The 14735-nt window shown below is 68.3% G+C and carries 11 protein-coding genes; 3 read left to right on the top strand and 8 right to left on the bottom strand.

Annotated features, from left to right (window positions below):
* Positions 1-160: 160 nt before the first annotated feature.
* The 4 genes from ACFY3I_RS40135 to ACFY3I_RS40120 all read right to left on the bottom strand — a co-directional run bounded on the left by ACFY3I_RS40135 (position 161) and on the right by ACFY3I_RS40120 (position 4686).
* Entirely contained in the window at positions 161-2509 is a 2349-nt protein-coding gene (locus tag ACFY3I_RS40135; RefSeq protein ID WP_390865887.1) for a hypothetical protein, read from the bottom strand.
* A 104-nt stretch (positions 2510-2613) separates the two neighbouring features.
* A complete protein-coding gene (locus ACFY3I_RS40130) occupies positions 2614-4056 on the bottom strand; it encodes a hypothetical protein (protein ID WP_390865886.1) in 1443 nt (480 codons plus the stop codon).
* Positions 4057-4138: 82 nt separating this feature from the next.
* Positions 4139-4402: a hypothetical protein gene (locus ACFY3I_RS40125; RefSeq protein ID WP_390865885.1), complete on the bottom strand. Its 264-nt coding sequence runs from the start codon at positions 4400-4402 to the stop codon at positions 4139-4141.
* Positions 4399-4686 carry a hypothetical protein gene (locus ACFY3I_RS40120; protein ID WP_390865884.1) on the bottom strand — a complete coding sequence of 96 codons (288 nt, stop codon included), beginning with the start codon at positions 4684-4686 and terminating at the stop codon, positions 4399-4401. Before ACFY3I_RS40120 ends, ACFY3I_RS40125 begins: the two co-directional genes overlap by 4 nt.
* A 261-nt stretch (positions 4687-4947) precedes the next feature.
* Between ACFY3I_RS40120 and ACFY3I_RS40115 the strand changes: the two genes are divergently transcribed.
* The 3 genes from ACFY3I_RS40115 (at position 4948) to ACFY3I_RS40105 (ending at position 8047) form a co-directional block, all read left to right on the top strand.
* Positions 4948-5682 (top strand): GntR family transcriptional regulator, encoded by a 735-nt coding sequence (locus ACFY3I_RS40115; protein WP_390865883.1) that lies wholly within the window; start codon positions 4948-4950, stop codon positions 5680-5682.
* Positions 5679-6257 (top strand): AAA family ATPase, encoded by a 579-nt coding sequence (locus ACFY3I_RS40110; RefSeq protein WP_390865882.1) that lies wholly within the window; start codon positions 5679-5681, stop codon positions 6255-6257. Before ACFY3I_RS40115 ends, ACFY3I_RS40110 begins: the two co-directional genes overlap by 4 nt.
* 407 nt (positions 6258-6664) lie before the next feature.
* The gene (locus tag ACFY3I_RS40105; protein ID WP_390865881.1) at positions 6665-8047 is read left to right on the top strand and encodes a hypothetical protein; all 1383 of its coding nucleotides are present in this window, start codon (positions 6665-6667) and stop codon (positions 8045-8047) included.
* A 1185-nt stretch (positions 8048-9232) separates the two neighbouring features.
* Here ACFY3I_RS40105 and ACFY3I_RS40100 read toward each other — a convergent pair.
* From ACFY3I_RS40100 to ACFY3I_RS40085, 4 genes are all read right to left on the bottom strand, one after another.
* Positions 9233-9646 (bottom strand): hypothetical protein, encoded by a 414-nt coding sequence (locus ACFY3I_RS40100; RefSeq protein WP_390865880.1) that lies wholly within the window; start codon positions 9644-9646, stop codon positions 9233-9235.
* A 45-nt stretch (positions 9647-9691) separates the two neighbouring features.
* Positions 9692-10336 carry a hypothetical protein gene (locus ACFY3I_RS40095; RefSeq protein ID WP_390865879.1) on the bottom strand — a complete coding sequence of 215 codons (645 nt, stop codon included), beginning with the start codon at positions 10334-10336 and terminating at the stop codon, positions 9692-9694.
* A gap of 2275 nt (positions 10337-12611) precedes the next feature.
* The gene (locus tag ACFY3I_RS40090) at positions 12612-13544 is read right to left on the bottom strand and encodes a hypothetical protein (RefSeq protein WP_390865878.1); all 933 of its coding nucleotides are present in this window, start codon (positions 13542-13544) and stop codon (positions 12612-12614) included.
* On the bottom strand, positions 13541-14521 hold the full coding sequence (locus tag ACFY3I_RS40085; RefSeq protein ID WP_390865877.1) for a ParA family protein: 981 nt from the start codon (positions 14519-14521) through the stop codon (positions 13541-13543). Before ACFY3I_RS40085 ends, ACFY3I_RS40090 begins: the two co-directional genes overlap by 4 nt.
* Between the last annotated feature and the right edge of the window lie 214 nt (positions 14522-14735).

Below are 14735 nucleotides of genomic sequence, written 5' to 3'. Positions count from 1 at the left end.
CGTCGGAACGGAGAGAAACGTGCAGGTCAGAGCCGTGGAACAGCTCCGGAACGGGGCCGGGGAGGGGGAACACTGTTCCGGCCCTGAGCGGGGGTTCCGGCCCTGTTCCGGGCCGGTTCCCCCACGCTGACCTGCATGTTTCCGGGTGTTCCGGAACGGGTCAGGCCTCGTCGACGAGCCGCTTGAGGTCGAGCAGGCGGTAGCCCTTGACCGTTCGCTGGGCGCCCTTGGGGCGGTAGGACTCCTTGGTCCACTTCTGGCCGCGCGGCGCCAGAACCTTGTCGAGCACAAGGGCCAGGACGGCGCCCTTGGTCATCTGGGTGTCGTTCTGAACGAAGTGCTCCAGGTCCCACACCTCGGGGTTGACCTCGCGGAGGGCCTCGAACAGCTCCTCCTCAGTCAGGCCGCTCGGGTCACCCAGCTTCTGGTAGATCCCGCGGATGGCCTCCAAGAGGACGGGCACCGTCTGCTCCTGGTCCTCAGCGCCGTCCTCCCACGGTTCGCTGCCGCCCGGGTTGGGCAGCTCGATACCGCGGACGAAGGCGGCCGACAGGGAGTCCAGCTCGCACAGCCCGGCCGCCGCGCGCTCCGTGGCCCGCCGGTCGGCCTCCTCGTCGCTGACGATGCAGGCCCGGTAGGGGATCGGTTCGCAGTAGTCGGCGCCGGCCAGCGGGTACAGCACGGAGGCGTCGTTGATGGCATCACCCATGGCGGGCACCAGCCGGTCCGGCCGCCACCCCTCCGCCATCGCGCCCTTGCCCGCGATCAGCACGATGTCGTCCCGGTCGCACGCGCCCATCGCCTGCACCGGCACCTCAGCGATCCAGGTGTTGTCACCCACCTTCTCTTTGGTGACGCTGTGGGTGGCAATGTCCAGGACAACGTCCGACTTCGCCGAAGTGAGGAAGAGCTGACGCACCAACTCGTCGAGCCGCATCGGCTTGTCCTCGCCTTCTTCGGCCTTGGGGAAGGTCTCTGCCTTCGCGGCCGTGACAAGGGCGGGGAATTCGTCGATAACGACGGTGATGCCGGGAAATGCGGGGCTGGCTTCCCAGTCCCCGACCATTCCGGCACGGGTGAAGATCTTGGGACGGTTCATGCCGATAGTCAGGGCCCATTCAAGGACGACCCGGGCTTCCGCCGGCGTGCGGGCCACTCCCAGCATGTCCTTGCGGTAGGGGCCGAAGCCTGCCCCGTACGAGCCCAGGTCGATGCCGACGATGATCCGGTCGCACGTCGCGGTGAGTGCATCCAGGCGTGCCCGAAGGACCGTGGACTTCCCGGAACGGGGCTTGCCGGTGGTGTTGGTGCTGGTCCGCTTGCCCGGCAGGGCAAGAGCCCTGCCCGACATGTCGGCGCCGGTCTGCGCCGTGTGCAACTCGTGCGTGGTGATGGACTTCGGCGCCCGATAGGGCAGTTCCGGCACCGCCTTCCAGGGGTCGTCCCCGGGGATGCGGAGCGTGCACTCGTTGCGGGCCTGGGCCGACTGCTGGAGCAGGGCCGAGTTGGTACGCACACCCGGCAGGCAGGCCTCCAGCAGGGCCAGCCCATCCGACAGCTTCTCCGGGGTCTGGTTCTTAAGGACCAGTTCGACCTCGAAGCCCCACTCGCGCGGCAGAACTCGCATGGAGTGCACGGCGACACCGAGTTCTTGGGTGAGCGCCTCGTACATCATCGCCTCGAAGGCACGCGGCGTCATGCCCATCTCGAACCGCTCGGGCAGCCCCGCCTCGGCACGCTCCAGCTCCGCCAGCTCCTCCGGCGTCATGTCCGGGGTGCGTCCGGCGCGGGCCAAGACACCGAGGTTGACCAGGAGCCCCGCGCCCAGACCGATCACGCCGTCCAGGAACACGAACCCGGCTACGTCGATCGCGAGCAGCGGGCCGTAGCCGAAGAATCCGCGCTCCATGATCTTCCGGCGTGCGGCCATCGCTGCCCCGGTCGACACGATCTGAGCCAGCGAAGCATTCTGCTGAGCCAGCTCAGACGCCTTCTGCATCTCCTTTCGGTGCAGTAGCGAGAACTGGGCTCGACGAGCGGCCTTTTCGGCCTCACGGGCAAGGTTCTCGGCGTGCCGGCGGGCGGCATCGGCGTTCTGGCCTTCCACCCCGCGGATCCACTGGTGGAGGCGGGCTCCGCCGCGGAAGGTGGAGGGGAGAATGCCGCGCGGCGTCCGCTGCCTGGACACCCAGCGCCGGGCCCGTCGGCGGGTCTGGCGCCGTAGGTACGCGCGCCGGGCACTGCGGCCTTCCGGGGTCTTAAGGGCCGGGTTAATCCAGGGGGCGTCGCCCTCCGGGTCCGCCGCCTTCCACTCATCGGCGGTGATCACCGTTCCTTCGACCGGCGCCGGTGCGGGCTTTTCCATGTCGACGCGGGCAGCCGGAGCGGGACCCGAGACCGTGGCGGTCTCGGATGCCTCGGGCTCGGCGTCAACGAAGGGCAGTCGGAACACCTTCGCCATGGCCTGGTCACGGCCGTTCTTCTCGGTCCGCTCGTCGGTATCGGTCATGCTGGTCTCGCCTCCTCATCGGGGGTGGCGAGACGGGGGCGGCCATCGTCTTGGTCGGTGAGGGACCGGCCCCGTCTCGCGCTCATCAGTTCTCTGCCGTGCGGTCAGCTCGTCGCGGCCAGGCGGAGCCTCGCGGCGTCGTCGCCGCTGTGCACGCGCTCGGCCTCCTTGATCCGCGTCCGGCACCACGTCTCGCCCCGCACCACTCGCTCGGGCACCGGCACCTCGTCCTTGAAGTGCGCGCGCACGTCCTGCCAGGTCGTCTTCTTGTTCGCGCGCAGCCGGGCAAGGACCCAGTCTTTAGCTGCCTGCTTCTCGGCTTCGGCCTGCTCCGGTGTGGCCGCGCGAGCGGCCTCCGCAGCGAGCGTGCGCACCCCGGAGGACGGCCGCGCGCCGCCCGCGCGGGCAACGTTCTGACGGCCTTGCGCGGAGGGGGGGTTGTTGGGCGCGACCTGCACGTTCGCGGAGCGCGTGCGGGTCCCTCGCGCCCCCTGCGCGGCCTCCGCGACGAAGCCTTCGGGCCCCCTCTTGGCCTTCCCGCCGGCGGGCTTCGCACCGTCCTCACGGAGGGCCTTCACGGGCTCCGCGAGGATCTTGTGCATGGCCTCGGGGCTGATCATCCACTCCGCGCCGGCGGGCACCGCGCGCACCGGCTCGGGCGGCGCCTCGAACAGCACCAGGGAGGCATCCTCGTCCAGCGCCGAGTGGGCCTGGACGAGAGCGGCGACCTTGCCGGTCTGCTTGTTGTAGCGCTTCAAGACGCCCTTGGTGACGCCCGGCGCGCAGCCGTAGATCTGCCGCCACGCGGTCTCCCACGCCTGCTCCACCGTCATCCCTGCGGCCGACCGCAGCCATGCGGCACGGCGGGACACGCGAGGGTGCCGCAGGCGCCGCACGAGCTGGAGGCGGATGTCCGCCGCGCTCTTGCCGCCGACCCGGTGCTGCACGAAGTGCATGTAGATGTCGAAGACGGCGACGCCGAAGATGGAACTGGCCGCGAACAGCACGGCAAGCTGAGGCTTGTCCCAGTGGTGCCAGGCGTTCAGTCCGGCCGCCGTCAGGGCGAAGACCCACTGCATGAGGGTGTAGACCCCCGTGGGCTTGTCCTGCTCCACCGCGCTCTTACGCATCCAGGCCATTGCCCACGTGGAGCCCTCGGTGAAGACCGGCACCAGCGTGGCCAGCAGCCAGAACACTCCGAGCCCCGCGGCCGCCTTGTACTGCCCGGGGCAGGCGAAGCCGATCGAGGTCGTCACGACCAACGCCACCCACGGCTGGGGGCGCTCCGTCGCAGCCGTCCATCGCTCGTAGCGACCCTTGCGGGCCGCCGCCCGCTTCTCGCGGCGCTTGGCCTTCTCCTCCACCCGCTTCGTCTTCGCGGCCTGCCTGCGCAGGATCCCGGCGGCGCGGGCCTTGTCGCGGGCCTCGGAGATCTCGATGTCCGTCAGGGCGTTCTTCTTGCGCCCCTCCACCTCGGCCAGTCCGGCCGCGGCACGGACCTCGACCCGGTCCATCTGACGCTTGCCCTCGTAGGTCGTCGTCGGCATCAGTGGTTCCTTTCCTGACCGAGCCGGGGGGCACGGGTGACGCTGGAGACGGTCTCGGTCGTGCAGCGATGCGTGGGGCCGATCACGCTGCCCCCTCGTCGCGGTAGCCGCCGACAACCGATCGCAGGGTGGGGGAAGCGAGAGCGCTGGACGAGGTGAGAAGCGCGTCCAGGGCGATGACGACGAGTGCGATCAGAGCCATGCCGACGCGGGCCATGAGATCCAGCTCGATCCCGAACAGCCAGGCGCCACCGGCCAGGGCGGCGAACAGCCGCACCCGGCCCAGCATCACGGGCAGCAGGGAGAACAGGAGGGTCAGGCGCGGGTTGGAGGTCGTGAAGTTCATGCAGCCCGACCACCGTTCGCAACGCTCAGGGCGGCGGTGCGAGGCCGGGGCAGCAGCACCACATTCGCCGGCGGGCGGACGCCCAGCGCACGGCGCAGGTGCTCGATGTTCTCGCGGTCGATGAGGTTGTCCGGGTCACTGGTGTCCGTCATGAACTCCAGGAAGTCGGACTGCAGCTCGGAGGGCGCGGTCCGGAGGGCGTCGAAGTCGATACCGAAGCCCATCGCGGCTTCGATGAACTCGCCCTCGCTACCCACGATGCGACCTGCAACGATGGTGTTCATAGGGTCGTGCCTCTCTACTCGTTCGGCCCTTACGCGGGCTCTCCGGCTTGGCTTGCAGGCGGCCGGGGAGCCCGTTTTGACATAGCTGTGCCCTCACGCTTCGTGAGTCGTTCTCACGGGGCGGTGACGACGAGAACGACATTCGCAGGATTGCGGAACCATGTCAATGCGTGACGCCACGCATTACTAATATTGCGGCCAGTGGTGACCCAATATCAGGACTGTGGTTGACTAGTGGCCGAGACGGAGGAGAGCAGCTGAATGCCGCCCAAGTGGAGAGACCTCGCGGATACGCTCGCCGCGCAGATCAAGAGCGGGCAGTACGCGCCGGGCGATCGGCTGCCCAAGATCGAGGAGCTGGCGCGGGAGCGGGAGTGGTCCAAGAACACCGTCCATCAGGCCTACAAGGCGCTGGAGGCGGAGGGCCTGGTCGCTTCCTCGCGGGGCCACGGGACTGTTGTACGGAGCTATCTCTCCCTGGCGACTGGCACAGAGCGGGATGAGCGCAGTCAGCTGACTGGTTCGTCATGGCGGGCCGGTGAGCGCTCCGACTCTCACATGGCGGGCATTGTCGCCGCGCCCGAGGACGTCGCGGAGGCTCTGGGGATCTTGGCGGGAGAGAAGGTGCTGCGACGCTCTCGTACGTACCGAGACGAGCACACGAACGCGGTCGTCTCGCACTCCACCTCTTGGATTCCGGCCCGTTTCGCCGATGCTCTGCCCGACCTGCTGATCGGCAGGAGGCTGCCGAACGGCACGTCGGTGGACGTGATCACTCGTCACACCGGAAGACCCGTTAAACGCCGCATCAGCACTATGTGGCCTCGCATCACCACACCGTCCGACGCTGTGCCTTTGGAGATCCCGGAGGAGACCCGTGCCCCAGTCATCGTGCTGACCGTGCAGGTGATCGACAGCGACGAATCGGTCATCGAGTACGGCGTCGACATCGGAGGTCCCGACCGTCGTTGGACCAGGGAAGAGACCGCCCGATGACATCCGTTGCCGAGCAGATGGGGACCACGCGCACGATGCGGACACTGCCAGAGCGATCCGGACCGGCACGGCTGATCCTGCTGGCTGGCCTTCCGGGGTCGGGTAAGACCACGATCGCCCGTGAACTGCAGGCAAGAGGCTTCGTGCGTATCTGCCCCGACGAGCGGGTCTTCGCCCAACACGGCCACTACGGGCGGGACTTCCCTAGGGGGGCGTACAAGGTCCGGGAACGTCCGATCCTCGAACTGGTCGCAACCGAGCTGAGCGCCGAACTGGCCGCCGGCCGGGATGTCGTCCTCGACCACGGGCTCTGGACCTTCGACGATCGCCGGAAGTGGGTTCAGGTCGGAGCCGATGCTGGAGCGGCTGTGACGCTGGTGTACTTGCCCGCCAGCCACGAGGAGCTGTGGGAGAGGGTCAGGGAGCGCAACAGCGTCACCTTCGACGATCCGAACGCCATGTTCTTCAGCGAAGACGACCTTCTGCGGCACCGCTCCCGATTCGAGGAGCCGGGGGCCGAGGAGCCGCATGTCACCTACGCCGGAAGCCTTGCTCCCGTGATCGACTCGCCCTGACTACAAGCCGTACTGCACAACGCTTCGCCCTCCCCTGACGAAAGGACAACACCATGATCACCATGACGGCTCGCGCCCCGTAACGCGGAAGCCGCCACCTGCGGGAACAGGTGACGGCTTCCGGTTCGAACGTTGACTCAAATCCTGGCCTGCCAAGACCGCAGCACTTGAGTCGTACGACGGCGGTAACGCCGGGCGCCAACCCGGGTACCGATATCAGAATAGCCAGACCTGGCCGCGCCAAACAGCCATGCGTGCGCCGCGCCCCTTCGATCTGGTGATAGATCCACCGTCGCACGGCTCCCCGATACCAGGGGAGACCCCAGCACGATGCGCACTACCAACCGCCCACTCGGCACGATCACCGTGTCCGGGTCGGCCCTCACCACCCCCCGAGGGGGTGTGAGGTGAGGAAGCGTTCAGGACGGCCGCCGAGGTTCGCGGCTGTCCCCAACGAGACCGTCGACGACGCGAACAGCCTCGATCTGGAGGCTCTGGGCCTGCTGACCGTCGTACTGCGCCACAGAGACGGCTACGACATCACGCTGCCCGAGATTGCCGATAAGTACGGCTACGGCAGGGACGGCCTGGCCGGAGCCTGGGGCTTGCTCCAGGTCGCGCGGTACGTCATCAAGATCAAGATCCAGTGGGCGCGGGACAACCAGTGGGCGACCGAAGTTGTGGTCTACGACACACCCGCGACAGACGACGAGATCCGAGAGCTGCTCGACAGCGTCGCGCAGGAGCGGAACGTCCGGACTGTGAAGCTGGAGCCGCCGACGAAGACCGCGCGGGAGCGGGCTGCGAGGCACGCCGCGAAGGTTGCGGCCAAGCGAAAGACGAGGCCAGAACGCCGGAAGCTCGACTTCGACGTGCCGGGACAGGCGACGGGGGAGTCGGGGAACGCCCGCGGTCGTCGCGACGGCCAGGGGAGCGGGGCGGCCGCGCCGGCGGCCCCCTCCACGTCGCGGAGCGCGGCGGCGTCGAAGCCCGGGAAGAAGAAGGCACGGGACCCGGGGCGGCGGCTGACTCAGCAGGAGTCTGCTGCGATCAAGACGGTGGAGAAGGCGTTTCCTCAGGAATTGGGTCTACCCGCGTACCGGCCTGCCGTCCTGAGGGACGCCATGCTGGATGCGCTGGACTCGCGCTTGCCGGAGGTTCTTGTCGAGCGGATCAAGCGCCGGTGGTGGAAGCACGGCTATGAGGAGGCCGTGCTGCCGGGAGGGAAGGGCATTGGGTCGCCCGTTGGCGTCGCGGTCGCGCTGGTACGTGCTTCGACGGACTGCCCGGAACCGATGTGCGAGGACGGCGTGATCCTGGATACGGAAACGTCGTGCCGGACGTGCGCGAAGCGCCAGGACGATCGGCGTGGTGCTGTGCCCGCCCAGCGCGGCTCCGTTGCTGGCCACGACGGTGGCCCCGAGCAGCAGCGGTGGAAGTGCCGGATCTGCCTCGTCCCGGGTAAGAGGGGCTTTGCGGCTCCTGCGGACGGCTTGTGCGGGCCTTGCCGGAAGGAAGAGCATTCGGCGGCGGAGGCCGCTGCTGCGTTGCGTGAGCGGCTCGCTCAGGCGGAGTCCCACCGCGAGGTGGCGGCCCGCGGGGAGTGGATCGCGATGTTGGAGGACGCCTACGGCGAGCACGCGGGACGAGAGCGGGAGGCGGCCGAGGAGCGGGCACAGCACGAAGAGGCGGTGCGGCAGCGACTGCGGGAGGCGGAGGAGAGCCGTCTTCTGCGGGAACAGCTAGCCCGGGAACATCCCGAGCTCGCGGCGTACTCGCAGCCCGGCTGACGGCGGCCGAACCGGCCGTGTCCCTCGCGGGGATGCGGCCGGTTCGGCGCGGCCGACTTCCGGACTCTCCGACGTGCAGCTCCTTCTCGGGGTCCGGCCGGGCTCTGAAGGTCACTCGTGCCAGTGATCAACCGCGAGGCGCCCATGCCACCTGGGCCGCCCCCGACAGTCTGGGGTCATGTCCCGCCCGCTCTTCCTCGTCGCCATCGCGGCCCTGGTCCTGCTTACGTCGGGGTGCGTCACTGTCGACCGCCCTGCGCCGAGGACGACGGCGGCCGCCGTGCACACGGCGTCGCTCTTGCCGTCGGCGCCCGAGCCGTCTGCCGAAACCGCTCTCGTCTCCACGGCGCCCCTGCGTCGGGGCGGCCCCGAACTCACGCCGAGGGGTGTCACGAGGCGCGGCGCGGAGCGGCGTTCCTCGATGCGCCCCGTTCCCGAGCGACGGCCGAGCACCGCAGCGCGGCCGCGGGTCACCTCGCGCCCTGCCCCGGTTCGTCCTCCCTCGCCTCCACGACGGGTACCGCCTCGACACAGCCCGCGGCCCGCAGCGTCCTTCGACATGCGTGAACTGTGCGGGCTGGCGCACCAGGCGCCGGTGTCGGCGTCAGTGCGGGATCTCTGTGATGCCTACGCTCGCTGACCGGCCGCACCTCGACCACGGCCTCAGCCGTCGGAGGGAGCTGCGGCGCCGGCGCGATCCGTTCCGAAGCCGAGGGACCGCCGTACGCCGGGGAACATCGTCTGCCGGTCCGGAGCAGCGGTTGTGGGCTGCTGTGCCGCCCGTTCGGCAACGGTTCCTGGGCGGGAGGCTCCAGCCTCATCCGGCGAGGCGGGAGGGGGCTGAGGTCCGGCGCCCAGAGACCGACGAGATGTGCTCACGACCTCATCCTGACAGCCTGGGCGAGACGGCCTGCCCCAGTGGCAACGTCCCCGGTGCCGTCCGGCGCGCACGCGGCCGCACCAACTGGCAAGCGGGCCGCGCCGGACGGTGCCGGGGCAGCGGGGGTCCGGGGGCTGGCGAAGGCCCCCGGCGGCCACGCGCCCCGGCGAACTCGGGTACCGGCTCAGACGGCGCAACGGCCTTGCGGCACCGACGCGTCTTCACCCGTACACTGAGGTCTCAACTCGTTGTTCAGGCACAAAGGGCCCGCCATCAGTGATGGCGGGCCCTTTGATTTGCGCTGGTCAGGCGATACGGAGGTTGCGTTCGCCCTCCGCCGGCGGTGCAACCTGGTTGTCCGGGAGGTTCAGGCTCGGCAGCTTCCCTGCCCGCATGTCCGTGAAGGCCTGCCGAAAGGCCGCCTCCATCTCTTCCATGCTGCCGTATTTCCTGGCCAAGGGGTGCAGCCGGTAGGTGTTGCCGCCTCGCTCTTCGGCTTTGGGACGGAGCACGAGGTTGAGTTCGAACAGCGGCTCCATCAGGGCGCTGATCGTAGGAGGCTTCACGCCGTACTCGACGGCCATCTGCCGTTGGCTAGGCAGCGCACCTCCGTCTTCACTGCGGAAGACGAGGTACTGGAGGAATTTGACCGGCGCGCCGCCGATGGGCAGCGCCCAGATGCGGTCGCCGACGATCGGCGACTTCACTTCAAGGGCCATGGGTGCCTTCCTCCGTAACGGGTCGCGGTAGTAAGAGCGCGCATATCACCCTGTGCGCTCCTCGCGGACAGGTGGTGCCTCGTCGTCCAGGCTAAGGTCCAGCTCCTCCTGGTGGTGGACGAGAGCAGGACCGATGCGGTTGGGGAAGGAGACCTTCGGGTCCTCATCGTCCGCGTGGTCTTCCGTGATCTTCGCCATCACCGTCTGCTGGGCCTCACTCGACCCTTGGAACCACAGCGAGACGTTCAGCCGCAGGCGGCCGTTCCCGACCCGTTCGATCCACTGGTACTCGCAGAGCGCCTTGACCGCACGGTTCACGGTCGGGCGCGTGATCATCTTGGCGTTGTCCTTCTTCGCCGCCAGCTCGTTCAGGCCGTCCGTGATCTCTTGCTGCGTGAACTGGGCAACGCCGGTGCCGGGCGTCTGTCCGCTCGCGACGAAGAGGAAGACGCAGAGCTGGCTCTTGGTGATGCTGTTGGCCACCGAGAGCTGTGCGAGCAGCCGCGTGAACCAGTTGCTCGCCAGGCTGTAGCCGTCGCCGCCGGCGAAGTCGTGCACGGTGCGAGGATCGTCTCCGAACTCGACGTGCAGACTCCTCACCTTGCGGCCGGACCTCGCCGCAGGGGGAGTCGCCGGCTCAAGTTGCTCTCCGAGCTGCTCGCCCAGCAGGCCGAGGATGCTGTCGAACACGGCAGTGCTGGGTGCGGATACCGCTCGGGGCCGTCGCGAGTCACGCGACGGCTGTTCAGATGTCACTGGAACCTCCTCGTTGTTCAGGCGATCCCACGCTATCCCAAAGTTAGGCTCAGCCTTACTTTCTACGGACCGCCACGCCGACAAGGTCCTCCCTCGCCCACCACACGCTGAAAGTTCGAACCAGTTGAACTTTCAGCGTCCCCACGCCCCCAAAATTCGGCTCACCCGAACTTTGTGTAACCCAACCTGAACACGTTCCGCCCCCGCGGCCACTCGCTCCGGACTTCGAGCGCACTGTTCTGACCTGGCCATTCGTCGGGCCGGATGCCCACTTTTGAAAGTTAGGGAAAGCTGAACTTCCGGGGCTGAATGTGCTGGGCTCGTTAACATTCTGCAACGTCAAATGTGTCCGCCGGACCGCAGTGAGTCTGCCATAAGTGCAGGTCAGAGCCCTGGAGCGACTCGGCGCCTCTTACTAAAGAAGCGGGCCCGATCGGTCTCCTCGACCTCACCCCCGAGGACCTGCACCGAGGCTGACCGCCGTCTACCCGCGCGAACTCTCGACAGAAACCCTTCAACCCCAGCTGCAGAAAGCCAGCCCCCGCCGGCGCCAGCGACGACACCCGACCGATCCAATGTCCTCAGCCCGTCACGTCGACAAGCCACGTTGTCCCGGTGAATCCCTGCGGGTGGGCTCGAACTCGCCTGCGGTCCCTCACAGCGACCGCAGCGGACAAGACCTCTCATGCGGAGCCTCTCGGCGTGCCCGCCCGGCCCGGCCGGAGTACCTGCCAGGGGCAAGTCCGAACGACGCCCAGCCCCCCCTTCGCCCGGCTCCGCCGGCGCCGATCCGGCTGGGGTCGACCCCTGAGGTACTGCCGGTCGTCCCCGCCCGCGGCGCCTCGAAAGACCCTTAGCGAGCCGTTTTCCCAGGTCAGGCCCGACACCCGGGTTTTCGGTTGTCGGGCCTGACCTGCGGAAATGATTCGTTTTCCCTGGTCAGTCCCGGCACCCGGGTTTTCCGGGACCCGGGGAAGGCGGGAGTCCTCTTTAGAACACTGGGGTTACTTAGAACACGAGACAGAACACAAACAGCGCCTTGCGGCGCGTGCGCCGCTGGTGACGCCCGGAGGGCTATCTACCGGTAGTAGGGAGCCAGGGCGTGCGAGGCGGCTTCGCCGCGACTCATGGCACCACAGCGCCAGACAGTTCCGACTCCTCCTCAGGTGCACGTGCTCAGCCCAGCGGGGGCGGTAGGTCCGGTGTCGTCGCCAACGAGATCTCAAAGACGAAGGTGAAGCACTCTCGGGCTCCGCGGGCCTCGATGGGAGATGCCTTCACCCGCTCCCCCTAACAGGCCGTTGCGCCTGCCTCGCCCCTGTACCGGTCTACGCCGGTACAGGGGCTTGTGGCACCCTCACGGCCGATTTCGGAGGGGACCCCCCGACGCTGACAGCGCAGGTCGGAGCCTCGGCCACGATGCGGCTGCAGGCGCATGACAGGCGGAGCGACCGGCTACCGCCAAAGTAAAGCGCGAGGGCCTGTTAGGGGTTAGAGGACAGTGGCGCGGGCCCGTCACCCGTGGGGGTGACGGCCGGTGGCCGGGTGACGGCCTCGCCGTGGCTGAGGTCATGACGGGCCCGCGCCGTGGGGGCTTACCTGAGGACGTCAGCGCAGGTCAACACAAGATCGGACGCCCCTTCGGGGCGACTCAACGCAACCCAATCGGCTCCGCCGGGGCGCCTGGGCGCCCCGTCTCCACCGATGGGACAGCGGACGCCCTACGGGCGGCAGCTGGAAGAGCGGGGTCGTGCGTCGCTCTGAGCGGCCCTGTGCGGCTCCCGGGTCGCCACCGGCCCTCCGGGACCATGGGGGTGGGAACGGAGCCCCTGGGGCCTCTCAGGCGTGTTCTGGGACGTCTTGTGGGACAGGGGTGACCTGCCAGTCCTCGTCCGCTCCCCCGCAGGGGTGCCGTCGACGACGGGCAGGCGTCAGCGCTGGACGACGTCCTCTGAACGGTCACTGTGTGGCCAGCGGCGGTCAGGCGGTCGGCGAGCGCGAGAGCGAAGGTCGGAGCGCGGTGGCGGCCGCCGGCGCATCGGCTGGTGCGCGCCGCTGCTGGTCCCACCGGGCTGCCAGCCGACCCCGCGACACCACAACTGCCGTATGCTGCCGTCCAGTTCCGAACGCACGAAGGCCCGGCCACCAACATTGGCCGGGCCTTCGTGCGTTGACGGGCCGGGTCGGAACGACGGCCCCGACCGCTAGGTCATCGGCGACGCCCAGGGCCCGGCAGCTGAGGAAGGAAGTGGTCCAGGATGCCCTCCACGAAATCGGACCGGTTGGGGAAGCCGTACGCACGGCTGTACACGTCGTACGTGGCTAGCTCCTGCTCGGACGGGCGGAAAGACTGCTGCCCGTTGTCACGGAGTCGGCCGCGGACCGTGCGGCGTCCGATGACATCACCGAGCATGCCGTCCTCGTCGTAGTCCTCCTCGTCGACCTCGATCGCCTGGTGATAGACGGACGCGAGGATCTGGCCGAGCAGGTCGTTGCGTCGGGCGTGGAGGAACGCGCGGCGCACGACGAGGGCGTTCGAGGGTTCCTTCTCGCCCGCGATCTTCTTTTCGAGCTGGTAGCGGGCGAACCGGTCACGGACGTTCTGGCTGAGCATGACCGTGCACTGGGTGGGGCGGCTGCCGGTGGGCCCCAGGTCGGGTACCTGGACCTCGATGACCCCTCCGGCCTGCAAGCCGGGCGGAATGGAAGTCCGCGTCGTGGGCACGACGACGGCTCGCACCTCGACCTCGGCGCCCTTCGGTGCCCGCTCGTCCTCCTGCGGGCGTTGTGCAGCCGGTTCCGGTTCGGGCTCCGAGGGCGCGGCAGGGGTGGCGGCCGGCTGCTTCGACTCCTCCGCCGTTCGCTTCGGGGTAACTGCACGCTTGGGCTTCACCTCGCTCTGTAGCGCGCTCTCGCCGTCGGCGGACGGGTGAGGGATGGCCGGTGCTCCCGCGTCGCTTGCCGGTTCGGGCTGCGCGGCGTCCACGGGTTCGGGTGCGGCCGCGGCGGGGGGTGCTGCGGCGGCCGCAGTCCGGGTAGCCGCTCCTCCCCTGCGCCGGCCGCCGCCGAGGGCCGAGCGTGCGAACGCAGACAACGCCTCGCCGTCGGGGAGTTCGCTGCTGACGTCGTCCCTTGCGCTCATGCGTCCTCACCTGCCGCAGCGCTGTTCTTGCGCGCCGTCATCTCCTGGAGGATCTCCATGGTGAGCGACTGGTAGTCGGTGGCCAGCGCGCCCATGGACTTCTGCAGCGGCGGTGGCAGCTCCTTGGAATTGCGCAGCTCCTGCGGCACGCGTCCGCGAAGCCGTGCTTCCACTGCTGCGGCCTCGACGTGACGAATGGTCTGCTGGAACAGCGGGGCTGCCCCGTTGAGGTCCTCCTCCAGGTGCTCCCGGATCTTCTCCTGCACCTTCGTTGCAGAGCTGTTCGTGGCGAACAGGACAACACCGAGGAGTTGGAGGACGTCGTTGACCTCTGCGGCCGCGCCGAAGCGCTTGGCCACGGCCCGCAGGCCCTTGCGGGACGAGGGGTCGGACTTCGAAGGGATCAGAACGTAGTCGGCGGCGGTGAGCGCGGACAGTTGGAGGACCTCGGAGCCGGGGGCGACATCGAGGATGATCAGGTCGTATTTGTCGCGGACGTTGTCGATCGCGGCCGCGTAGAGCAGCGTCCACGCCGTCTTGTCGTCGGGATCGACGGCGCTCTTAGCTGCTCGCCGCTGGCAGTACAGCTCTTCAACGACCTCTTCCAGCTCGTCTCCACCGGGGACGACGTGCAGGTTCGGGCGCGCCTCGCCGGTCGGAGTCAGGGGCTTGCCGCTGAGGATGGCTGCGGCCTGAGCAGCTCCCCGGTCGTTCAGGGCGCTGTTGGAGATGCCGAGGTCTTCGCAGTTGTTGCCCTGCTCGTCCAGCTCTGCGAGCAGGACCTGATGGCCGAGCTTGGCGAGAGCTGCGGAGAAAGCAGCAGAGACGGATGACTTTCCGACGCCTCCCTTGCCGTTGACGATGGCGAGGACCTTGGCGTCGTGCTTGCCCGTGTCGATGTTCTGGTACCGGCGTTCGAGGCTTCTCTTGGCCTCGGATAGGTCTACGAGTTCCATCGCGACTTCTACTGGTGGCACTGGTGCGCCTCCTTCTCCTGGGGTGTTTGAGCGTTGGCGAACGACACTATCCGCCGGCTAGGAAGCGACACGGCAGGACCATGCGCATGGGCCCGAAGAGGTGGAGTGATAGGCGATAGCTAGCGCGCTATATGGCGTGACTGCTAGCCCGGTCCATAGGACTCAACCTAGCGCCATTACTAGCCCTTTACCTAGCACGGCAGTTGAAAGGTCC

It is taken from the genome of Streptomyces sp. NPDC001068, assembly GCF_042897315.1.
Lineage (GTDB): Bacteria > Actinomycetota > Actinomycetes > Streptomycetales > Streptomycetaceae > Streptomyces.
This window is presented reverse-complemented; position numbering and strand designations above follow the sequence as displayed.

Coding starts and splice junctions, on each gene's coding strand:
- ACFY3I_RS40125 (WP_390865885.1), bottom strand. CDS start 4,402: ATGAACTTCACGACCTCCAACCCGCGCCTGACCCTCCTGTTCTCCCTG.
- ACFY3I_RS40100 (WP_390865880.1), bottom strand. CDS start 9,646: ATGGCCCTTGAAGTGAAGTCGCCGATCGTCGGCGACCGCATCTGGGCG.
- ACFY3I_RS40110 (WP_390865882.1), top strand. CDS start 5,679: ATGACATCCGTTGCCGAGCAGATGGGGACCACGCGCACGATGCGGACA.
- ACFY3I_RS40090 (WP_390865878.1), bottom strand. CDS start 13,544: ATGAGCGCAAGGGACGACGTCAGCAGCGAACTCCCCGACGGCGAGGCG.
- ACFY3I_RS40115 (WP_390865883.1), top strand. CDS start 4,948: ATGCCGCCCAAGTGGAGAGACCTCGCGGATACGCTCGCCGCGCAGATC.
- ACFY3I_RS40130 (WP_390865886.1), bottom strand. CDS start 4,056: ATGCCGACGACGACCTACGAGGGCAAGCGTCAGATGGACCGGGTCGAG.
- ACFY3I_RS40120 (WP_390865884.1), bottom strand. CDS start 4,686: ATGAACACCATCGTTGCAGGTCGCATCGTGGGTAGCGAGGGCGAGTTC.
- ACFY3I_RS40135 (WP_390865887.1), bottom strand. CDS start 2,509: ATGACCGATACCGACGAGCGGACCGAGAAGAACGGCCGTGACCAGGCC.